General features: G+C 59.3%; 17 protein-coding genes. 3 read left to right on the forward strand and 14 right to left on the reverse strand.

Annotated features, from left to right (window positions below; translation table 11 throughout):
* Nucleotides 1-8: 8 nt before the first annotated feature.
* The 14 genes from ACR0MI_RS13170 to ACR0MI_RS13235 form a co-directional block, all read right to left on the reverse strand.
* Entirely contained in the window at nucleotides 9-707 is a 699-nt protein-coding gene (locus tag ACR0MI_RS13170; protein WP_480854576.1) for a maleate cis-trans isomerase family protein, read from the reverse strand.
* A 38-nt stretch (nucleotides 708-745) separates the two neighbouring features.
* Entirely contained in the window at nucleotides 746-1,813 is a 1,068-nt protein-coding gene (locus ACR0MI_RS13175; RefSeq protein WP_480854578.1) for a pyridoxal phosphate-dependent aminotransferase, read from the reverse strand.
* Nucleotides 1,810-3,462, reverse strand: coding sequence for a hydantoinase B/oxoprolinase family protein (locus ACR0MI_RS13180; RefSeq protein ID WP_170614060.1), 1,653 nt, complete (start codon nucleotides 3,460-3,462; stop codon nucleotides 1,810-1,812). Before ACR0MI_RS13180 ends, ACR0MI_RS13175 begins: the two co-directional genes overlap by 4 nt.
* The gene (locus tag ACR0MI_RS13185) at nucleotides 3,462-5,558 is read right to left on the reverse strand and encodes a hydantoinase/oxoprolinase family protein (RefSeq protein WP_170614059.1); all 2,097 of its coding nucleotides are present in this window, start codon (nucleotides 5,556-5,558) and stop codon (nucleotides 3,462-3,464) included. Before ACR0MI_RS13185 ends, ACR0MI_RS13180 begins: the two co-directional genes overlap by 1 nt.
* A 336-nt stretch (nucleotides 5,559-5,894) precedes the next feature.
* A complete protein-coding gene (locus ACR0MI_RS13190; RefSeq protein ID WP_170614058.1) occupies nucleotides 5,895-7,184 on the reverse strand; it encodes an amidase in 1,290 nt (429 codons plus the stop codon).
* Nucleotides 7,181-8,374 (reverse strand): YlbE family protein, encoded by a 1,194-nt coding sequence (locus ACR0MI_RS13195; protein WP_170614057.1) that lies wholly within the window; start codon nucleotides 8,372-8,374, stop codon nucleotides 7,181-7,183. Before ACR0MI_RS13195 ends, ACR0MI_RS13190 begins: the two co-directional genes overlap by 4 nt.
* Nucleotides 8,371-8,997: a hypothetical protein gene (locus ACR0MI_RS13200; protein ID WP_170614056.1), complete on the reverse strand. Its 627-nt coding sequence runs from the start codon at nucleotides 8,995-8,997 to the stop codon at nucleotides 8,371-8,373. The genes ACR0MI_RS13195 and ACR0MI_RS13200 overlap by 4 nt, the downstream gene beginning before the upstream one ends.
* Nucleotides 8,997-9,626 (reverse strand): hypothetical protein, encoded by a 630-nt coding sequence (locus tag ACR0MI_RS13205; RefSeq protein WP_170614055.1) that lies wholly within the window; start codon nucleotides 9,624-9,626, stop codon nucleotides 8,997-8,999. The genes ACR0MI_RS13200 and ACR0MI_RS13205 overlap by 1 nt, the downstream gene beginning before the upstream one ends.
* 37 nt (nucleotides 9,627-9,663) lie before the next feature.
* A complete protein-coding gene (locus ACR0MI_RS13210) occupies nucleotides 9,664-11,049 on the reverse strand; it encodes a Rieske 2Fe-2S domain-containing protein (RefSeq protein WP_170614054.1) in 1,386 nt (461 codons plus the stop codon).
* A 1-nt stretch (nucleotide 11,050) separates the two neighbouring features.
* On the reverse strand, nucleotides 11,051-12,571 hold the full coding sequence (locus tag ACR0MI_RS13215; protein WP_480535869.1) for an aldehyde dehydrogenase: 1,521 nt from the start codon (nucleotides 12,569-12,571) through the stop codon (nucleotides 11,051-11,053).
* 522 nt (nucleotides 12,572-13,093) lie between these two features.
* The gene (locus tag ACR0MI_RS13220) at nucleotides 13,094-13,912 is read right to left on the reverse strand and encodes a TIGR03084 family metal-binding protein (protein ID WP_170614053.1); all 819 of its coding nucleotides are present in this window, start codon (nucleotides 13,910-13,912) and stop codon (nucleotides 13,094-13,096) included.
* Nucleotides 13,905-15,908, reverse strand: coding sequence for an acetyl-CoA carboxylase biotin carboxylase subunit (locus tag ACR0MI_RS13225; protein ID WP_170817012.1), 2,004 nt, complete (start codon nucleotides 15,906-15,908; stop codon nucleotides 13,905-13,907). The genes ACR0MI_RS13220 and ACR0MI_RS13225 overlap by 8 nt, the downstream gene beginning before the upstream one ends.
* A gap of 122 nt (nucleotides 15,909-16,030) precedes the next feature.
* Nucleotides 16,031-17,662 (reverse strand): carboxyl transferase domain-containing protein, encoded by a 1,632-nt coding sequence (locus ACR0MI_RS13230; protein WP_170614051.1) that lies wholly within the window; start codon nucleotides 17,660-17,662, stop codon nucleotides 16,031-16,033.
* Nucleotides 17,662-19,443 (reverse strand): acyclic terpene utilization AtuA family protein, encoded by a 1,782-nt coding sequence (locus tag ACR0MI_RS13235; protein ID WP_170614050.1) that lies wholly within the window; start codon nucleotides 19,441-19,443, stop codon nucleotides 17,662-17,664. Before ACR0MI_RS13235 ends, ACR0MI_RS13230 begins: the two co-directional genes overlap by 1 nt.
* 141 nt (nucleotides 19,444-19,584) lie before the next feature.
* On the opposite strand from ACR0MI_RS13235, the gene ACR0MI_RS13240 reads away from it, so the two are divergent.
* From ACR0MI_RS13240 to ACR0MI_RS13250, 3 genes are all read left to right on the forward strand, one after another.
* On the forward strand, nucleotides 19,585-20,217 hold the full coding sequence (locus tag ACR0MI_RS13240) for a TetR/AcrR family transcriptional regulator (protein WP_170614049.1): 633 nt from the start codon (nucleotides 19,585-19,587) through the stop codon (nucleotides 20,215-20,217).
* Between the two features lie 284 nt (nucleotides 20,218-20,501).
* Nucleotides 20,502-21,656 carry an acyl-CoA dehydrogenase family protein gene (locus ACR0MI_RS13245; RefSeq protein WP_170614048.1) on the forward strand — a complete coding sequence of 385 codons (1,155 nt, stop codon included), beginning with the start codon at nucleotides 20,502-20,504 and terminating at the stop codon, nucleotides 21,654-21,656.
* A gap of 187 nt (nucleotides 21,657-21,843) precedes the next feature.
* Nucleotides 21,844-22,647, forward strand: a complete 804-nt coding sequence (locus ACR0MI_RS13250; protein WP_170614047.1) for an SDR family NAD(P)-dependent oxidoreductase — start codon at nucleotides 21,844-21,846, stop codon at nucleotides 22,645-22,647.
* Nucleotides 22,648-22,734 lie beyond the last annotated feature (87 nt).

A 22,734-nucleotide genomic window follows, 5' to 3' on the forward strand; every position in this document is an offset into this window, starting at 1 on the left:
GGCGAAGATCAAAGCCACTCGAACAACTGGCCTGGCAACGCATCGTGACGCGGAAGATTCAGGGCCCGCATAAGGCAGAACATCATCGCCTGATTTGACGTCACGACCGGCTTGCCCAGTTTTTCTTCAATCCGGTCAATCGCTTCTACGGATCGCATGTCCGTGCAGCTGAGAACAATTGCCTGCGCCTCGCGATGGTCGGCCTGACAGGCCAGATCAAAAACCTCATCCGGGGTCAGTTCACCCTGACCATAATTCCCCAGTTCGCGGCCTATGTCAGCGCAACGAACGGTTTCGATGCCGTTTTGAGACATGAAATCAATCGCCTGTGCATTGATTTCCCCCAGGTAGGGCGAGGAAAACCCGACTTTGGCAGCTCCTAGCGCTGTAATCGCCGCAATCAGTGACCCTGCGGCGGTCAGAGAAAGCGCGCCCGAACCGGATTTGATCTGCCGCGCAAGATCCGCGTCAAATGACGGGCCATGAGTCAGCGTGGCAGAAGTGCAACCGAATAATACCGCGTCCGGCCGAACGCCCGCGATCATTCGCAGGTCGTGACTGATATCGGATGCGCCAAGTCCTGCCATCTGGTCCGATCCCGGAATCTCGTCCACGTCGTACCCACCCATGCGCTGGAAATGGACGGTGGTGTCCGGCGGGCGCATCAATTCCATATCCGGCTCCAGATTGGTATTGGTGAAGGGCACAAGGACGCCGATTTTGGCTCGTCTTCGCGTTTCGCAAATCATGATATCACCTTTTTTAGCACCGCCAGGCATCGATCCATGACCGGTGCCTCGCATATGGTTGCGCGCAGGCAGTCGCTCAGCCCATAGCCACCCATTCCGCGCATCAACAGATTTTCAGCACGCAGCGCCGCATCCGCACGCTGTGCTTCTTCGGTCGAGGCAAAACGCAGCAGGACGAAGTTGGTGTGGCTTTCGGGGACGCGCAGGCCCATGGCGCGGCATTGATCGGCGAAGCGGTCGCGAATGTCGGCGGTTCGGGCAATTACGTCCCGCATATGCGCCTGATCGCGCATCGCGGCGGTTGCGGCGGCTTGCGAGGCAATCGAGATATTGTTGGGATTCAGAAGCTTTCGTATCTCAGTCGCAATCGCCGGCGGGAAATACCCCCAGCCTACCCGAGCACCCGCAAGACCATAAGCCTTGGAAAACGTCCGCATGACCACGGTATCGCCCCTGTCAGTCAGGGCAAAAATCCCCGCGGGGTCATTGGTTTCGTCAGAGAACTCGGCATAGGCCTGATCCACGACCAGCAGAACATCTGCGGGCAACCCGTCCCGCAGGCGCAGGATCTCGGAGTTCGGAATCAAGGTGCCCGTCGGGTTGCCGGGGTTGCAGACAAAAACGATCCGCGTCTTGCGCGACATCGCAGCAAGGATGTCGTCAACGGATACTGTCAGGTCAATTTCGCGGGCCTGGACATAATCAGCCTGCACCTGCGCCGTAGCGGACGAGACGAACGCATATCCATAGTCCGTACCGAGAACCCGATCGCCAGGTCCGGCATAAGCCCGGATCAGGCAACCAATCAGTTCCATCGAGCCGGCGCCGCATAACACCCGCGCCGGATCCAGCCGATGCACATCGGCAATAGCGGCGTGCAGTTCCGGCCACTCCGGATCGGGGTAGAGTGGCAAATCACTCATAGCAGCCTGTCCCGCCGCGATGGCAGCGGGGCTTGCAGGAAAGGCACTTTCGTTCTGGGCCAACGAGATGGTGTCCGCGCCGCCGAGATCGGCCAGCGCATACGCCGCCATCGCGCCTACATGGGAAACCGGGCGGATCATGACACAACGCCGTAGGATTTGGCGCCGTCCTCGCTGATCAGGCCGCGTTTCAGATCCAGCGCAAGTGCCTGTGCGTCGCGTTCGGAGGGATCTCCGAAACCACCTCCGCCGGGGGTTTCGAAAATCAGATAGTCGCCGCCTTCGACCCGCAACTCGCCCTTGCCGGGAATGTCGCCTTCTCCGTCGCGGAAACGGATGCGCCCGGGTGCGCCTGGCCGTCCGCCCATACGCCCCAGGGCGGGGAACTTCAGCCGTTCGACCGAGAGGAATACGATGAAGGGTGCACCGTTGGCCGAGGTCATCTCGATCCGTTGACCCAATCCGCCGCGATACGTGCCTGCGCCGCCGGAATCGGGGCGCAGTTCGCGCCGCCAGATGGTGACGGGTGCCACGCTTTCAGTGATCTCGACCTGTGATCCGAATACGCCCGAAGGGTAAGCAGTGGCCGACAGGCCATCCGCGTGTGGCCGCGCGCCGGTGCCGCCATTATGTACCGGTTCAACGGCGAACTCGCGTCCACCATCACGGGCCACTTCCGGCGCATGACGCATTGGCAGGTCGAACATGCACGAGGCACCTTCGGCCGGCACTGCATTGGGAAGCGCCTGATGCAGACACCCCAGCACCAGATCCGGCGTCACCTGTCCCAGCGTATGCCGCATGGCGACCGGCACCGGGCGCTGTGCATTCAGGATACAGCCCTTTGGTCCGTCCACGGTGAACGGTTCCAACGATCCGGCATTGTTGGGGATGTCAGAGCCGACGATGCAACGCAGTGCGAACACTGTATAGGCGGTGGCATAGTTGAGCGGCACGTTGATACCCTTGCGCGAACAACCCGAGGTGCCGGTGAAATCAACATGCATGCCCGATTTGCTTACGGTCAGTGTCGCGTGCAGTTCCAGTTCGTTCTCATAGCCGTCCATCTTCAGCGCGTTCCTGTAGACGCCTTCCGGCACTTCGGCGATCGCCTCAAGCGTACCACGGCGCGAGGTGTCGATGATGTAGTTGCCCAGCTTGTCCAGATCGTCGATGCCGAACTCGTCCATCATGTCGACCAGCCGGGTCACACCCGCTTCGCAACAGGCGATCAGCGCATATATGTCGCCCTCGTTTGCGATGGGCTCGCGGCTGTTGGCGCGGACGATGTCGAGCAGCAGCGCGTTCGGCACGCCTTCTTCGACCAGTTTGCAGGGCGGGATCAGCAGACCTTCGTCATAGATGTCCGAACCCTCTGGCCCCATGCCGAGGCCACCCAGATCGACCAGATGCGAGGTGCACGAAGTAAAGCCCACGACCTCGCCATTCTTGAACGCAGGCATCATCAGCAGAAAATCGTTCAGGTGCCCCGAGGCGAGCCAGGGATCATTGGTCATATAGATGTCGCCGGGCTTCATATTCTGCACCGGGAAACGTTCGCGCAGTTGCATCACCGCTTCGGCCATGGTGTTGATATGGCCCGGTGTGCCGGTGACGGCCTGCGCCAACATCCGGCCATGAACGTCGAATATCCCGGCAGAAATGTCGCCGCATTCCCGTACTATAGGTGAGAACGCTGCACGGATCAGGGTCTGGCCCTGTTCCTCGACCACTGCCAGCAGACGGTTCCACATCACTTGCAGGCGGGCGGGAGAATGATCGGCAGTCATCATGCGCCTCCTTTTTGGTCCTGGATCAGGACAAGGTTTCCAATGGCGTCCACATGCGCCGAGAAATCAGCCGAGACCAATGTTGTGGTCTGCGGTTCGATGATCAGTGCCGGGCCATGTATCCGGTCGCCGGGTCTCAGGCTGTCGCGGGGGACAAAGCTTGCCTGCTTTTTCTGTCCGTCAACATCACAGGTGATGGGGCGCGTCTCGGAAGGTGTGATCGTGGTCAGATCAGGTGTTGTCGGAATATCCGGCAACTCGGCATCCGGCGTGGCAACGCGCACGGCCCAGTTCAGAATCTCGATCTGCATCCCCGGCACCGGGCGCGAGAACTGCTTGCGGTATTCCGTTTCGAACGCCGTTATCAGCGGGCTGATATCATCCGCCGTTAAGGCACGGTCGGGCAGGGGAATCTCGATCTCGTGACCCTGACCGTTGTAGCGCATAAAGGCAGTGCGTTGCGTCTCGGTAAGCGCATCGCCTGCACCTTGTGCAACAACGCCGCTGGCCTCGGCAATCATGTCGGCGAACAGGGTGTTGATCCCATCAAAATCCAGCGTTTCCAGCAGCGAATAACGCGAGCGCACGATTTCGAAACTGACTGGTGCGAACAGGAAACCCACCGCCGAGCCGACGCCCGGATTGGGCGGGATCACGATCCGGCTGACCCCGGCCGAACGCGCCACACGGCTGGCGTGCAGCGGCCCGTTACCACCAAAGGCGATCATGGTGCGAGAACCGAGGTCTTTGCCCGATTCCACGGCATGCATCCGGCCAGCGCTGGCCATGCTTTCATCGACGATCCGGCTGACCCCATCGGCCGATCCCGTCGCATCAGTGTCCAGGCGTGATCCGATCACACGGGTCAGGGCCTCTTTTGAGGCTTCGGGATCGAGCTGGATATATCCTTCTGCAAAGGTGTCCGGCACGATGTAACCCAGCGTGATATCACTGTCGGTTACGGTTGGTTCTGTGCCGCCCCGACCAAACGCTACGGGACCGGGTTCCGACCCTGCTGATTTCGGGCCAACGGTTAACCGACCCAGACGATCGACACCGGCGATAGAACCACCGCCCGCGCCAATCTCGATCATTTCGATCACCGGAATGCGCACGGGCATACCCGATCCCTTGATGAACCGTGCTGCGCGCGCGATTTCGAACTGGCGTGAGGTTTGGGGCCGGGCGTTATCAATCAGGCACAGCTTGGCGGTTGTGCCGCCCACATCAAAGGACAGAACATCGCAAATCCCAGCCCGCGCCGCGATGCGCGCGGCAAGGATGGCACCGCCCGCTGGTCCGCTTTCCACCAGTCGGATCGGAAACCGGGCGGCGGTTCGTACCGTGCACATGCCACCCCCTGCAGTCATCATCAGGATCGGGCAGGTCACGCCTTCGGCCTCGAACCGGGCGACGAACTGCCTTAGATAGCTTTCCATCAGCGGCTGGATATATGCATTGGCAACCGTGGTGCAGAGACGGTCGAATTCACGCGCCTCGGGGCTGACATCGGACGAGATCGAAACCGTCAGACCGGGGCGTTTCTCGGCTAGCGCATCGCGCAGGCGCCGCTCATGGTCGGGATTGGCATAAGCATGCATCAGGCAGATCGCGACCGCCTCGGCACCGCTGGCGTCTAGATCGGCCAACAATGCATCAATCGCGTCATCCTCCAGAGGGATCAGCACACTGCCATCCGCCGCCATCCTTTCACGAACGGTCAGCGCCCGTTCGCGCGGCACCAGCAGATCGGGCTTTTCCAGATTGATGTCATATTGCGAGTACCGCCGCTCGTACGCGATCTCAAGGATGTCCCGGAACCCTTCGGTCGTCACCGTCGCCACAACAGCGCCGCGCCGCTCAATCAGTGCATTGGTTGCAAGGGTGGTCCCGTGAATGAACCCTGTTACTTCATTCAGGTCGTGCCCGGACTGTGCCATTACGCGCACCGCGCCCTCCATCGCGCCATCTGCCGGGTTCTGGTGCGTGGTCAGCGTTTTTGTCGAAGCCAGTATCGTCTCTTCACCGGATACCAGAACCGTATCGGTAAATGTGCCGCCAATATCGATGGCCAGACGCAGTCTTTGAAATGTCATGAAGTTTTCCGGATATGATCGTCACAGCGCAGATGAGCCCGGGCAGATGCCCGCGCTTCAGGCTGACGCGACCAGATCGCAACCGGTCGCGCGACGGTCCAGAGGGTTCAAGATGTGACTCGCTCTCATGCGATTGATCTTGCCGTCGCGCCAATGCTTCGACAAGCCGATTTGCGACAGAAGTTCTCGTTAGCGACATGCACTTGCTCGCTCGGCCGATAGTCGTGCGACAGAATTTTGTTTTGAAGCGGACCCCGTGGCCCCAGCAAAGGACTACTGAAAACCAAATAGCCAGCAACCTACACGCCACTTGGACCGGGATTCGTGCCCATTATTTTATGGCTCAGCCTGCAGAATATCATGAACCCATTGCGCAATGCCCAACAACCGCGCGTCGGCACCGCATGGTGCGATCAACTGAAATCCCAACGGCAGGCCGCTTGGATCAGCCCCGAACGGTACGGCGCAGGACGGGACCTGCAACAGGTTCCACATTCGGGAAAACAGTGGATCGCCGGTGGCTTCCAACCCCTTAGGTGCAGGTCCCGGAGCCGATGGCACCAGCAAGGCATCAATATCCCGGAACAACTGGTTCAGAACGACAGACGCGCTGTCGCGGATTGTCAGCGCCTGCCGGTAGTCCGTATCACGCACCCCAAGGCCGTTCTCGATCAGCGAATGGAATTGCGGGCTGATCGCGGACTCGCCCGCGCTGTATTCGACAGCGCGCAACCGGGCGGCCTCATAACTCATGACGGTGTTTTGGGCGTCGGAAAGTCCGGAAAACACCTGCGGGCAGGCGACCTCTGCTGTGTCGGCTCCGGCCGCCGCAATTGCAGCCAGCGCACGAGTACATGTATCGCGCATTTCGACCGTGCCATCCATCCAGTGTGGGCCACGCATCAGCCCGATACGCGGCAGGTTGTCTTGGAAGTCTGGCGGCGGCGGCACATGGGTTCCCCGCAAGACAGAATCCGCCAACAAAAGATCACGGGGGTTTCGGGCCAGCACGCCCAGGGTATCCAGGCTTTGCGACAAACCCATGACTCCGTCCAGCGGATAGCCACCGATAGTTGGCCGAAACCCATATACCCCGCAATAGGCCGCTGGCCGGATCAGGGAAGCCGCCGTTTGCGAACCAAAGGCCAGCGGCACCATGAAGTCGGCCACCGCTGCGGCTGAGCCTGACGAAGATCCGCCGGGTGTATGCAAGGTGTTGTGGGGGTTTGCCGTCTTGCCCGGGCGAAAATAGGCGAACTCAGTCGTCACCGTCTTGCCGACTGCAATCGCGCCCGCATCTATCAATGTCTGAACGCAGGCCGCATTACGCGTTGGCTGCCGCCCGGCAAACAAGTCACTGCCCCATCCTGTTGGCATGTCTTCGGTATCAATGATGTCTTTAATCGCGAAAGGCACCCCAAACAGCGGCCCGTTGACAGGCAGAGCGTCGGCTCGGATCGCCCGCTCCATGGCATGCTCAGCATCGAGGTATTCGAAGGCGCCAATTTCAGGCTCTCTGCGTGCCATGCGATGCAAATGGGCGGCCATTACTTCGGACGGTTTGGCTTGGCCCGCCCGGATCAGCGCGGCAAGCTCAAACGCCCCAAGCTCATTCAGTTCTGTCATGAAGACAGCGCCCGCAAGGCAGCCGCAAAAGGATCGACCGGCATGTCATAAATCCCACCGCCTAAGCGCCCAGCCTGTCCCAGCCGATCCAGAATGCCAAGGCTGACCACCGGACCTGCCCCTTGCGCAACCGCCCCTCTGGCGGTCGAGCCCAGACGGATATCAAAAGCATTGAAATACGGGTGCGCGCCCACGGACAAGCCGGATGTACGGGTCCTGGCATCGCCAGGCAAAAAGGCACCCAAACCCTTTAACTGCTCAGGGCTGTGTTCGATGGCCATGGCGCCCAGCCCAAACGCGTCGACCACAGCGCTGTCACCGATGGCGCCCAGGGCACGCTCGGCCGGTAGATCGACATCGAACTTACCTGATGGCGGAGCGGCCGGAATGGTGAACCAACGCCCGGGCAGGCCAGATACCTGTATGCCGACGTCGCGCCCGTTTCCGCCGGCCGCGGTCACGAAACTGGACCCTTCGACCCCTTCGGCCAGCTTCATCATGATCTTGGTTGCGGCCATCCAAAGGTTCAGAAACAAGGACGGTGAGGTCGCCATGAATTCCAGCGCATCCGCGTCATCAATGCCCTTCGGACCGCGGTCTTTCAACTCCTCGACAAGGGCAGCCGTGCTGACGGGGGTTCGCCCGTGACAATCATCACCACCCACCAGACCAATGACCGCCAGAGGCACAAGTGCAATGCCCTCGGCGATGCCGTTTTGCAGGATGTCCAGAAATCGCGTGTTCAGCCAGCGGATATGATCCAGCACTGCCTGGGATCGGAGACCCAGCCGCATGGACGGGCGCGCGCCACCGTTGATCGGGGTGAATACCCGCGTCTGTCCCCGCCACGCATCGTAAATCGTGTGAAGGGGCATATTTGCGGAGACAACGGCAGCCAGTGGTGTGACCACGTCATGGTCTTGCGCTGGTTGCAACAGGATTTCCTGTGCCATGATCATCGCTTCGGCCTGATCGAAATCCCGGGCCAACCCTTCCCAGACTGCCGCGACACAGGCGGAATTCAGGATCGGTACAGTGATTTGTTCCGGCGCAGAGAACGCCGGACCAGCATGCAACAACACGTTTTCGGCCAACCCGACTGCTTCGGAGGCCGTGTTGAAACGGTTCCAGACCGGTTGCGTCACCATCGCCCGGTCAAACGCCAGCTGGTCGGCGGGGTGCAGAGTCATGAGACCTCCGGCGGGATGATCCAGGTTTCCGAAAAATAGAGGAACGCGGTCGTGGTCTCGAACCCGGCCTGAACCCGTGTCCCCAATTTTCCCGGCAATGCACGCCCATTTACAATGATCTGTGCGAATTGTGCCGGGATCAGAAGCGAGAACATGTTCTGTTCACCCGATGCCACCTCATGCGGGGACAACTCCAATGCGCGGGGTGGTTCAAGCTTCTCCCAGACCAGTTCAACCGTCAGGGTTCCGCCAACGATGGTTTCAGAGTAACGATGGCTCATCGGGTCACCCGAGCTGCGAACCACCTGCGCGCCAATTTCCGGAAGGGTTTCAAAAGCTGGCGCGTTGGCAAAGGCTGCAATTTTGCTGATGAAGTTCTTTTTCAGAAAAGCAGTCAGATCGGGATTGTCGCTGAGGATGACATTCGGCGCATCCGAAGTGCCTTCGACCTGAGAGGGGGTGCCGTACAGCAGCAGAACCTGCCCCTGTCCCACAGGCGACCAGGCAACACGGAAAAACAAGGCCATCGCGCTAATTTTCCCGTCGTCATCTTTCAACAGGATTCCGGGATTTTCCCCGGTCCAGTCAACCGCGCCCGGTGTGATCGGTTCATTCAGTGGCATCAGGCATCCTCCTGCGGCGTAACCCAGGTTTCTGAAAAGGCCAGAAAGGCGGTGCTCATCCTGCGGCCAAAGAACTGACGTTCCGCCACCTGGCCGGGCAGGGTTGTGCCGTTGATCTTGATCTCCGCCTGGCCCGCCTCAAGAAAAACGGAATACATCTCGTGTTCCTTGGTCGCCGAATTCTCTTTGGTCACCTCGACCGGCAGCGGCGGGCCCATATCCCGCCAGATCATCTCGAGTGTCACGCCAGACCCACGCAGGGTTTCCGAATACCGGGTTTTCAGGTCTCCGGGACGTTTTTCAACGCTGTCACAGTCCAGCCATGTCATCGAGGACAGCCCGGCCTTGCCTACGAATGTCGGCATTTTCGTCACCCAGCCATCGACGATCCAACGCATCATACGCTGATTATCAGTCATGATCAGATTTGGCACCCTGGGCCAGCCGAGTGCGTCATCCGGCGCACCTAGCACGATGGCCGCATGACCCCGTCCGAACGGCGATACAACCACGCGGAAGAAAAGCGCCAGAGTGTCATACCTCTCCTGACCCGGATCCCGCTTCAGGTAGATGCCCGGGTTTTCCCCCGACCACTCCACCCGCCCCGGATTGTGCGGTATGCGCGTCATGTCCAATCCCCTTTTCCTGTCGCCTCGCCCTTCACCGTCAGGCCCAGCCAGATTCGTAAGCCTTCAGTTCCTTCACGATAAAGTCGCGTCTCTGTTTACCGGTCAGGTGATCCCCCGATTTCAGGATTTCGGCGACCTTGAAGCTGACTTCTTTCTGCAGGGCACCGTCGTCGCGGCCTTCCTGCAGCGGAATCTTCAGCACCGTGTCACCGGCGTAGGTTGGGATCACCCTGCCGGTGAAATGGTCGGTCGGCTGTGCGGGGCGCTCGCCTTTTTGCAGCGCCCGGATCGCATTGCGTACCATCCGCCGCGCCTTGGCGACCCCACGGTCGGTAAACGACAGGTTTTCGCGGGCATGGATATTGATCGGGCCCTGACTGACCCAGGCGTCGTAGTCGCCTGGATCGCGTTGGCGCGTTTCATATGGGCGGTCAGGGCCCTGTCCGTAGAAATCCGTTTTGCCGAACCCGACCTCTTCACGATTGGTCAACCCTCGCGGGTCATCATTGAACTCGGGGGCGCGAAAGTGCCGCCAGGCAATGACCATCGTATTGGTGTCATCAATCGGTGTGATCCAGCGCGTCAGCCCGCCGCGACCGAAATAGCGCGAGCGGTCCGGCACCGGAAAATGCCCGCCATTCTGCGTGAAACTGGGCAGCATGTGATCGTGCACACGCACCCAGATATAGTCCCCGTCCCGGCGCACGTTGGTATAGAAATCGCCGGTGGCGCAGTCGTGGAACTCAATCATCGGCATATGCGCGAACGCTTCGGTGAACTGCACGCGGGCGGCCAGCGTGTGCAGGTATACGACATGGAATGGATCCCAGGCATTCTCCATCACCTGCAGCCAGTTGCACGGAGATTTGATCAGATAGGGAACAAGCTCGTCTCCTTCATCATCGAACGTGTCCATGACTGGGAATGGCGGCATTTCGTTCTTTGGACCCAGATAAGCAAAGGCAAGTCCCTTGTATTCGATCACCGGATAAGCCCCCAGACAGGCCTTTTTCCTGACCTGGCTGGCAGGGGGTTCGCAGGGCGTTTCCAGAACCGTGCCATCCAGACCGTATTTCCAGCCATGATAGGAACAACGGATGCCACCCTCTTCGACGATGCCGAATTCCAGGCTCATGTTGCGGTGGCAGCAGTGGAGATGAGTCAGGCCCAGCTTGCCTTCCTTCTTTTCCCGGAAAAGGACAAGATCCTCGCCCAGTATGCGCAGGCGATAGGGCAGATCGCCAATATGATCCGTCATCGCGACCGGCATCCAGAACCGCCGCAGATATTCGCCGCAAGGTGTGCCGGGGCCGACTTCGGTCAGTTCCGGATCATGCTCAAGTGACCATACCTGTTGCTGGTCATGACCTCGGAAATCACCCTCGGGAACTGCGAACAAGGTGTCGTCGGCTGGATTGCTCATGTCATTGCTCCATACTTTCCGGGTCACAAAGGGTTGTTTCCGTCGGTTCCGGGAAGGGGTCGGGAACCGGGGAAGATCCGGTCCAGATCGATTTGCTTTGCAGGAAGTCCTTGACGGCATCCGGCCCCAATTCCCGGCCATATCCCGACAGTTTGAACCCGCCGATGGGACTTGCCGGATCGACGCTTCGATAATGGTTGATGTAAACCGTGCCTGCATGAATGGCGCCGGCAACGCGCGCGCCCTTGTCCGGATCAGAGGTCCAGACTCCGCCCGCCAGGCCGTAGTCGGTGTCGTTGGCCAATTCGATGGCCTCGTCTTCAGTCGCGAAGGTGGTGATCGCAAGGACCGGACCAAAAACCTCCTCACGCCAGAGCTGCATGTCCGGTGTCACTTCGGCGAAAATCGTTGGTCCGATATAAAAACCGGGATACCCGGCCCCTGTCTCGGTACCATCAAGAAGGCAAATCGCGCCATCGGCCTTCGCCTGCCGGATCATGGCCGCAACCTTGGTCCAATGCGGTTCGTTCGCCAACGGTCCGATCTGCGTCTCTGTTTTCATCGGGTCACCAGGCCGAAGGATGCGGGCGCGTTCCAGAAGGCGATTGGTAAAGGCGGCGGCAACCGTTTCCTCCAGAATCAGACGGGACCCGGCGACACAGGTCTGACCATTCGACAGAAAGATTCCCGACATGACGCCGTTGACCGCATTTTCCAGGTCGACATCGGCAAACACGACCTGCGGGGACTTGCCACCCAGTTCCAGGGTCGTTGGAACAACTCCGGCCGCTGCCGCCTCGGCAACCTTGCGCCCGCCGATATCAGAGCCGGTGAAGGTCACTTTGCGGGTCAGCGGGTGGCGCACCAGCGCCTCACCAGCCTCATGCCCGTGACCTGTCACGACGTTCAATACACCAGAAGGCAAGCCGCATTCACACGCCAGTCGCGCAAATTCCAGCGTCGAGGCCGACGCCATCTCGGATGGTTTCACCACCACCGTATTCCCTGCGGCTAGTGCGGGGGCCAGTTTCCAGGCCAGGATCATCAGCGGTGAATTCCACGGTGTGATCGCGGCGACCACCCCGTAAGGCATCCAATGGCCGGTGCTTTCCACACCAGACACCCCGTTCGATTGCGGCGCGGGCGAAAGCTGGCGTGCCTGATCGGCAAAATACCTGTACCAGCCGTGCAAGCCGGAAAACTGTCCGCGGACTTCGGCGATGCGTTTGCCGTTGTCACGGATTTCGGGCTCGACAAGCTCTTCCCAGCGACTCTGCAGCCCATCCGCTAGACCATCTAGGATATCTGCGCGCTGCGAAGATGTTGCATTGGCCCAGGGCCCGGTTCGAAACGCCTTGTCCGCATCACGAACAGCCTGATCAACCTCGTCAGACCCGCAACACGCAAACCGACACCATTCCTGACCCGTCGCAGGGTCAACACTCGGCAATGTCTCACCATGCCAGTTCAGGAATGAACCCGAGATGAAAGGGCCGTATGTTTTCAAGCCGCTATCGCCCATTTACCAACTCCCGAGCCGCCATTTCAGGTTTCCGCAGACTTGAGATTGTGCACCTGTTGCCAAGACGGATCAGGCTCGCTGCACACATTCTCGGGATTTGATGGCCGTTGGTTGAAATGCATGAACTCATTGCAGGCGGATCCTATTCAGCTTCAATTCATAATATTTTTGAAATCGAAAAGCAAAAACTTACTTACTTTGTGATGGTGTAATCTAGAAAATGAACGGCAAGAGCATGCGACGCAGGGTAGCCCCCAGCAGGAAAAGACCCGTTCTGCGGCCAATTGAGGCGCCGTGCGGCCCGAGATATTAGCTGGCCTCAATAGAGTAGTGTTCGTTATTAGGCTCGGCGATTGGCCGCTCGCAGCCAATGAAATAAGTGCCGGACGCTAGTTTTTCGAACCTAAACACCAACAGGTTGGATACCGTCTGCGATCAGGGTCGTGGCCGACACCAGATGCTGTCGCGCGTCGCCTGATCGCACCAAACGTTCGCGGCCATACCTGGCGACTTTTGGGGGGTTTACCCAGACGTGTTCTTACGACCTCGGGCCATATGGCGCTGGCCGGGGGCCGGGGGCACTTCGGGGGGGCCCGCAAAACACTGCGCCATGCCCATCCATTCCGTGGCAACCGGGCCGGTCACTTGCAGGGCGGTGTCGGCGATATTACGGGTTTGGGTGACGACCTGGCAAAACTCTGTGGCGCGGCCCTCGATCCGCCCGGCCTCATTGGGTTCCCCCCATTCCCAGACTTCACCGGAAGGGGCGGTCAGGTTTAGATAGGGCATCGTACCGGGCAAATCCAAGCTGCGGTTCTTGTAGGTCCAGCCAAAAGTGTTCACACCCAGAACGACGATATTCTTGATGTAGTCGTGATCCTGCCGCGCGACACCGAACAGATCGTAAAGCGCCTGCGCGTGCGACCAGGTTTCCATCAGCCGGGCAGAAATGGACGATCGCACGGACATATCCGGCCCGACCCACGGCACCCGAGCCTTGGGATCGGCCTGCGCAAAGCGGTCGCACATACCAGTGGTGTAGAACATCCATTCATCCAGCAACGCGTGCCCCGATAAGCCCTCGAGGTATTTCGCCTCAAACCCGGCAAGATCACCGCTGCTGAAGTGGGCGATGGCGTCAGTGTTGAAAGGCGCGAAAGCCTCGGGTTTGCTCAGCGACAGGTCTGCACCGATGTTCCAGACATGCAGATGGCCCAGGATCCGGTTGGCGGTCCAACCCTTGAACAGGGTGGCGCGGGCCAGATCTTCCTCGCTCCGGTCCTTCAGAAGATCGTAAAGCGACTGACTCTCGACCTGAACGGCCTGCGGTTGATCAAACATCTTCTCCCTCCTCGGCGGGTTCAATGATCAGGATCACCTCATCGGCGGCAATCTGTCCTCCGGCACTGGCCTGAACTTCGGTCACGGTACCGTCGATTTCCGCTTCGATCGCGTGCTGCATTTTCATCGCTTCCAGAACCGCCAAACGATCGCCCTTGGCGACGGTGTCGCCCACGACCACATTGATTTCCAGCAGAGCACCATGCATCGGTGCCGCCACACGGCCTCCGCCGCGTGCCTCCTCGGCCAAAGCCGGAAATTCGAGCTCGTTGCGCAGGGCGAACGTACGGCCCTGATGGTCCAGATGAATATGGCCACGTTCGGTGACAAGCATACCGACCGGGACAATGCGTCCGTTCACCCGCAAGCGGGCTTCGGTGCCTTCTTGACGCTCGATGGTGATAGCGGCGTGGGTTTTACCACAGGTCACGTGATAGCGGCTTTCAGTGGCGGTCACCGTTACGTCGCGGGTCTTGCCTTCGTTGACATAACGATAGTCGGTTTCCAGATGCCCAGTTGAGCTGAAGTTGGCCAGTTCCGGGTTGATACCCAGCGTGGCCGCCATACTCCGGTGGCGCGAGTCGTCGTACTGCAGAACGGCCGCAATCATTGCTTCGGTTTCGGACAACACCGGTGGCGTCATTTCTTCTGCGCCGAACTCCTCGGCGATGAAGGCAGTGGTAGCTTGGCCCTTGGCGAAGGTTTCCTTGTCTAGAATTGCCGACAGGAAGCCCTTGTTGGTCTTGATGCCGAATAGTCGTGTTTTGGCCAGTGCCGCGCTCAGCCTCGCGGTGGCGGTTTCACGGTCCGGGCCCCAGGCGATGACCTTGGCGATCATCGGGTCATAATAGGGCGAGACGACGCTGCCGGTCTCGATACCGCTGTCGATCCTTATGCCTTCGCCGCGATGGGGTTGCCAAAGGTCCACATGACCCGTTATCGGCAGGAAGTCCTGCGCCGGGTCTTCGGCGTAAAGACGCGCCTCGATCGCATGGCCATTCAACTGCACATCATCCTGGACCAACGGCAGGGGTTCGCCCTGTGCGATGCTGATTTGCAGCGCCACCAGATCGAGACCGGTGATCATCTCGGTCACCGGATGTTCCACCTGAAGGCGGGTATTCATTTCAAGGAAGTAGAACTTGCCCGAGGCGTCCACCAGGAACTCCACCGTGCCCGCGCCCAGATAGCTGATCGACAGCGCCGCATCGACGGCGGCCTTGCCCATCGCCGCGCGCAGTCCGGGGGTCATGATCGGGCAGGGGGCCTCTTCAATGATCTTCTGGTGTCGGCGCTGGACGGAACAGTCACGTTCGCCAAAGTGGATGGCGTTACCATGGGCGTCGGCAAAAACCTGAACCTCGACATGACGAGGGCGGATGAGGGCCATTTCCAGAATCAACTCGTCCGAGCCAAAGGCGTTCAGCGACTCGGACCGGGCCGAGATCAGCGCAGCGGGCAGTTCCTCGGCCATCTGGACCAGACGCATCCCGCGCCCGCCGCCACCTGCGGCAGCCTTGACCATGATTGGAAAACCGAGCTCGGCTGCGGCAGTGATCAGTTTCTCGTCCGACTGACCCTTGCCCTCACGGCCAGGAACACAAGGCACACCCGCCTCAATCATCCGGCGCTTGGCGGCAGCCTTGTTGCCCATCAGGTCAACCGCTTCGGCCGTGGGACCGATAAAGACAATACCCGCGTCGACACAAGCCTTTGCGAAATCAGCGTTTTCGGACAAGAAGCCATAGCCCGGATGCACCGCGCCCGCACCAGCCTTCCTGGCAGCCTCAAGGATTTTGTCCGCACGCAGATAGCTTTCGCCTACAGGTGCCGGACCCACACAGACCGCATCATCGGCAAATTTCACGTGCGGCTCGGTGGCATCGGCCTCGGAATAGACGGCGATGGTGCGATAGCCCAGCGAACGCGCTGTTTTCATCACCCGCAAGGCAATTTCACCACGATTGGCCACAAGGATCGAGTTGAAGCGCGGCATGGATCAGACCTTTGCGGTTTCGGAGGTGGCATCGGCCTGGTCGGACCACACCGACCGGCTGTTGCACTGATTGTCCAGTTCGAAGGTTTGATGGGTCTTGAAATCAGCCAAGTTGCGCCCTCTCAAATCCTTGCGATGCCAAAGGTGTTGGGTTTCAGGTCTCGGTTGCGTGCTTCCCATGTGGTCTCGATCAAAAAGCCCAGAATTTTTCGAGTGTCGCGCGGGTCGATGATACCGTTGTCCAACATCCGGCCCGAGGTGTAGAAGACGCTTTCCTGCGGTTCGAACACGTCCTGAATGGCCTGTTTCTGCCTGGCCATCTTCGCTTCCATCTCGGGCGTGATCTCAACCCCCTTGCGGGCGGCTCCCGCGCGGGCAACAACATCCATGGTCATGGCGGCCTGCTCGCCACCCATTACTCCGGTGCGCGCATTGGGCCATGAGAACAGGAAATCCGCATCAAAAGCATGACCGCACATGCCGTAATTCCCGGCACCAAAGCTGGCACCGACATAGAGTGAAAACTTTGGAACGCGGAGATTCGACACGGCCTGAATCATCTTGGAGCCAAGCTTGATCATACCCGCCTGCTCGTACTCGGTACCCACCATGTAGCCGGTGATGTTGTTGAGAAAGATGATCGGCATGTCTGCGCTGTCGCAGAGCTGGAAGAACTGCGTTGCCTTGGCCGCACCCTGAGGGTCCAGCGGGCCATTGTTGCCAATGACTCCAACCGAATGACCAAAAACTCGGGCCTGAATACAGACGGTCGCAGGGCCAAAACGGGGTTTGAATTCCAGCAGGTTCGAGCCATCGGTGATCCGGGCCATGATCTCGCGGCAGTCAAAGGCGGTTCTGTAATCCACAGGGACGACACCGGCGAGTTCGTCCGGAGAATAGACCGGCGGTTCGACCTGTTTGCGGGGCAGGGGGCGGGCGTTCTTGTTCCAGTCCAGACGCTCGACCAGATCGCGACATATCAGGATGCCATCCGCATCGTCCTCGGCCAGGTATTCCACAAGGCCCGAAACCGAAGCGTGCATCTCGGTACCGCCCAGTTCGCGCTCATCGGCCACCTCACCAGTTGCGGCCTGCGTCAGCGCGGCTCCGGCCAGCGCCGCCATGCCATTGTGTTTCACGCCAATTACGTAATCCGACATGCCCGGCTGATAGGCGCCACCAGCAGTGGAAGGCCCGTGCAGAACCACAAAGGTCGGAATGCCGGCTGCGGACAGTTTGGCCAGACCGTAAAACAGCCCGCCGCCATTGGCCCAAAGTTCTACGGTGTACTGCATCAGATTGGCCCCGGCGCTTTCCACCAGATGCACAAAGGGCAGCTTTTGTCTCAGCGCGATCTTGAGAATGGCCAGTCCTTTGTTCACTGACATATTGGTCGACGCGCCCGCATTGATCCCGCTGTCATCGGCATAGACCAGACAGCGCGTGCCGCTGATATAGCCGATCCCGGTTATCATCGACGCGCCGGGAATGGAGGTTTCCGGGTCTGGGTCGTCGACCAGAAAATTCGCCATATTGAACAGCTCGACAAACGGCATACCCGGGTCCAGCAGGCGCTTGACCCGCTCGCGCGGGGTCAACTGGCCACGCTGGTCGAAACGGGCCTTGCGGCTGTCCGAACGCGCAACGGCACGCGCTTCGTACTCGCGCAGTTCGGTGATCAGTGCCAGCATATCCCGACGGTTCTGCCCAAACGCTTCGGATGAGGTCGATATTCTGGTCTGGAAAACGGGCATCAGAGCGCCTCCGCAACAGAGGGGGGAACAGGAATGGGGTGATCCAGCAGAATCTGCCCATAGGCCTTGCCCAGCGGATCGTCCTGCAGTGCGGCCGTGCCACCGCCACCCAGTGCATCATGCAGTACGAAATTCAGCGCGTGCATGCCCGGCATATAAAACCGCTCTACCCCGCCTTTCAGTCGATGGGCAAAGCGGGCCGTCACCACATCCGAGGTTACCGCGGCAGCAATATAAGGCAAGTATTCGGACTTGCGGGCGATCAGGCCGATATTGGCCTTGTCGCCCTTGTCGCCCGAGCGTCCGAAGGCCAACTTGATCAGGGGCACTTCGACTGTGCAGGCTTCTAGAACAGCGGGGATGCCGGGCAGGGGTTCGGAATCCGTAAATGGTTGCCCCGCCGCTATATCCACTGATTGTGCGCCGCTCTCCGTGACGACATGGACCGGCACATCCGCTTTCGGGATCAGGCACGAAAACAGGCGCACGGTCGGCATCGGTTTTGGCTTGCCACCGCCAAATGCGGACAGACCGGCTGGCGTTGCAAGGCCCGCGCCAATTACCTCGGCCAAGAAAAGGGCGACGCCGGTTTTATCCATGTGTTTTACAGTGATCCGGCCCGCAATCTCGCGCACGCCCAATTCTCGGGCATAATCGCCATATTTGGCTTCGGATCCGATCGGCTCAACGCATATCCCTTCGAAATCCGGCAAGTTTCTGGCGGCCAGTTTTCCGCGAGCACGGGTCAGAGCCGCCTGCGCATAAGCGCGGAACTTGACCTCGGCGTCAAAGCCGGTAAACACCAGCATGATTGAGCCCTTATATCCATCCAGGAAAGTGACACTGGCCTTATAACACTCGGTTGGCGCGCGGCCCCGGGCCCCAGCAACCCGGACCAGATCGGGGCCGATTTGCGTCACGACAACCTGCGCGAAATCGCAGACAACATCAGGCAGGATATAGGCCTGTGGGTCGCCGATCTCATAGATGATCTGTTCAGCGACGGTCCCGACGGACACCAAACCGCCGGTGCCTTTGGGCTTTTCGACGGTAAAGCTTCCGTCGGCCGTGAGCGTTGCGACTGGATAACCGATGTTGGCCATATCAGGCACATCCCGCCAATCGGTGAAATTACCACCTGTGGCTTGCGGCCCGCATTCGATTACGTGTCCTGCAAGGCTGCCACCCGCGAGTTGGTCCAGATCATCCGCTCCCCAGCCGAATTCATGGATACAGGCCCCCAGCGTGACGGCACTATCCACACAGCGACCGGTTACAAGTATCTCTGCACCACCCGCCAGCGCCTGCGCGATGGGGAAGGCGCCCAGATAGGCGTTCGCGCTTTGCAGAGTTTCTGGTTTCGGCAGCGGAGTGTTCACAAACATCTCGCGCGCGTCAGCGAATTCCCCGGCCTTGAAGCGAGGTAGAATATCGTCCCCCAAAACCACGGCGACCTTCAGATCCAACCTCAGATCGGCAATGAGTGACCGTACGGCTTCGCCGCAGGCTTCGGGGTTCACGCCACCCGCATTTGCAATGACCTTGATCTTCTGCCGCGCGATCTCGGGCAGGTTCTGACGCAGGACCGAATTCACGAAGTCCACCGCATAACCCTTGTCTGCATCAGCTGCGCGCGCGCGCGCCAAAACGGACATCGTGATTTCAGCCAGATAGTCGAACACCATATAGTCCAGCCGCCCGTTTTCCAGAAACTGCGGCACGGCCATATCGGATTCACCCCAAAATCCGCTGGCACCGCCTATTCGGATTTGTTTCGGCATGAACTCCCCTTTGAATCCACTGGACCTGCGTCAGTTTTGATGCCATCAAACAAACAGAACGTTCTGTTTGTCAACTGCTTCGTGTCGCATCAAACCTTTCGAAATCGCAAAGGGGCAGACCGAAGCTGAATAAGGTGGAATATGGCCAACAGCAAACCGACCAAACGCGAGACCAGGGCGCAAAAGTCGCGGCAGACGATCCTTGAGGCGACGATGCGGTGCCTCGTGAAATACGGCTACTCCGAAACCAGCACGTCGCGTGTGTGCAAAGAGGCAGGGCTTTCGCGCGGAGCTTTGACCCACCACTTTACCTCGAAGACCGCATTGATGGTGGCGACCAGCGACTGGATCATGCAGGCCTCGATCCGCTGGCTGGCTGGCCGCGAAAACCGACCTGAGCAGACAATCGAGAGGGATCTGGAACGGCTTTGGCGGCAGGTCATGAACACCGACGCGATGCGCGCCCTGCACGAGATTCTGGTGGCGATCCGCACGGATAAAGAGCTTGCGGACCAGATCCACGACTCGCTGCTGGACTGGAACGACACCATCAATGAAAACGCATTGCTTCATCTCAAGACGACGGATGGCGACAATGCGAAATTTATTCGCCTGTGGACCATCGCCCGAATTTTCTATCGTGGCTTGCTGACACATGACTCATTTGTCCGGAGCGAAGCTGAGACCGCGGAAATCGTGCAGGAGTTCATTTACCTGCTGACCCCGCATCTGCAACGGCGAAGCGAAGTGCGGCTGGTGAGTTCCGAAAGCTAGGCAGTCATGCCCCAGATCGGGCACTGTAACCATTTTGAGGGGATTTCGATGATGTTCACACAAAGACACGAAGAATCCCGACGTACTTGCGAACGTTGAGCAGAGACCGAGATGAACCTTTGCAAGGGCCTTCCCCGGCCATGAGACTTTCAAATCACTGGACACCCGGGAGATCAAGCGGGTCAAAAGATCGGTATGAATGGCTCGACACGGTCAAACTGGGCGCGACCAGTGCATTATCCGAACAGCCGGTTGAGAAAGTACTGAATGGCTAGGAGGCCGAGATGGCGCTGATTTCACCCTTTATGACACCCGAGCGCGAACACTTCCGGGACAATTTCCAGCGATTTGTCGAAAGCGAGATTCACCCCCACATCGAAAAGTGGGAGGCCGACAAAGCCGTTCCCGCCGAACTGGATGAAAAAGTGGCCGAATTCGGTGTGTTCGGCTTTGGGGTGCCCGTAGAATACGGTGGGATGGGAATGGATGATGCCTTTCTGCGTGCCGACTTCAACGAAATGATCTTTGGCTGCGGTGCATCGGGGGTGGCGGCGGCCGTGGGCGGGCGCGCGATTTCAATTGCGCCGATGGCGCGGTTTGCATCAGATGACTTCCGCACCACCGTTCTGCCCGAAATTATCGCGGGCAGGATGTCGTCTTCGCTGGCGATCACTGAGCCCAGTGGCGGATCAGATGTGGCCAACATGCGCACGACCGCCACGCGATCAGGTAACGGGTGGGTTTTGAATGGTGAAAAGTGCTTTATCACCGGCGGCATGGCCTCGAAGTGGTTTGTCGTCGGCGCACGGACGGGCGATGCGGGTCTGGGCGGTATCTCTCTGTTTCTGATCGAAGCCGGCACACCAGGCTTTACCCGCACTAGAGGCGAAGAAAAGATGGGTTGGCATTGTTCCGAACAGGCCTCTTTGTTCTTCAAGGATTGCCACGTTCCCGCCGACGCGCTGATCGGTCCTGAAAACCGGGGCTTCCTTGCGATCATGGAAAACTTCAATCATGAACGGCTTGCTTTGATCGCCGGTTCGCTGGGCATGATGAAGCTGTGTTTCAACACCTCCCTGGACTGGGCGCGCGAACGAAGGACCTTTGGCAAACGCCTGATCGATCATCAGGTCATCGCCCATAAGTTTGCCGAAATCTCGGCCCGGATAGACATGAATCAGGCCTATCTGGATCAGATTTGCTACACCATCAACGCGGGCCAAATGCCTGCCGCCGAAATCGCAAAGGCGAAGGTACAGGCGACGAAATCGCTGGAATTTGTGGCGTCTGAATCGATGCAGATCTTTGGTGGCGCAGGTTACATGCTCGGCAATCCGGTCGAGCGCGTTTATCGCGAAGTCAAGATCATGGCCATCGGCGGCGGTTCGGAAGAGATCATGCGCGATCTGGCTGTACGCCAAATGGGCCTAACCACATAACCGTCAGCCGGCGCGAAAGTGTATTGCACAGGTTGGATCGGGTGGCACTCAACTGGGCGGGTCGACCGGTACGGCGCTAACCGACGCGATAAACTACCCGCGACCACATCGACAAAAGAAGTGCCGACCCTCAGGATACACGCGATGGTTTTTGCGACGAAGCGAAGCAAGGGAGAGGCGGGGTAGCATGGGCAGGACGTATCAGGACAGGTATGGCAATTGGGCGATGGTCACAGGTGCCAGTTCCGGAATTGGCGCCGAATTTGCGAACCAGCTTGCGGCTGCCGGGATGAACCTCATCCTCGTGGCGCGCCGCGCCGACGTGCTGGACGCTATGGCCAGCGATCTCAGCGCTCGCCACGGAGTGGAAGTACGCTGTGTCGCGGCTGATCTCGGAACGGAGGCCGGCATCGACGCGGTGTGTACCATCCCCGAAGAAATCGGTCTGTTGGTTCATTCTGCCGGTGTCGAGGTGAACGGCGCGTTTGAAACGACCGATGCGGATCAGGGAATGGCATTGCTGCGGCTGAATGTTCTGTCGACCTTTCGCCTGACCCACCACTTTTGCCAAGGAATGCTAAAGCGCGGACGGGGCGGGATCGTTCTGGTCTCAAGCCTGTCGGGCCACATGCCGAACCCCTATTTTTCAAACTATGCAGGCAGCAAGGCTTACGTGTTGAACTTCGGCGCATCCCTGCGGGCCGAGCTTCGGCCGAAGGGCATTGACGTTCATGTCCTGTCGCCCGGACCGACCGATACCCCGATGGCTGCCGGTACCGGGTTGGATTGGAGCAAGGTTCCATCAAGCGTTATGAATGCAGACGCAGTTGTCACCGAAGCGCTCGGCAATCTGGGTGGCAAGTTCCTGACGGCTCCGGGGCTGATGAACAAAATGACCATATGGATGGCCAAACACAGCCCGACGGCCATGTTCGGTCGCATAAATGAGAAAGTGCTGAAAAACGCCCTACCGCCGGAAAAGCTCGGGTGAAGAACTGCGGCGATCACAGCTATGGCGACGTCAGGGAACGTCTTATAAGGGAACCCAGGGAACGTCATAACGGCCTGCAACGCGCGA

It is taken from the genome of Ruegeria sp. D4 (assembly GCF_056534475.1).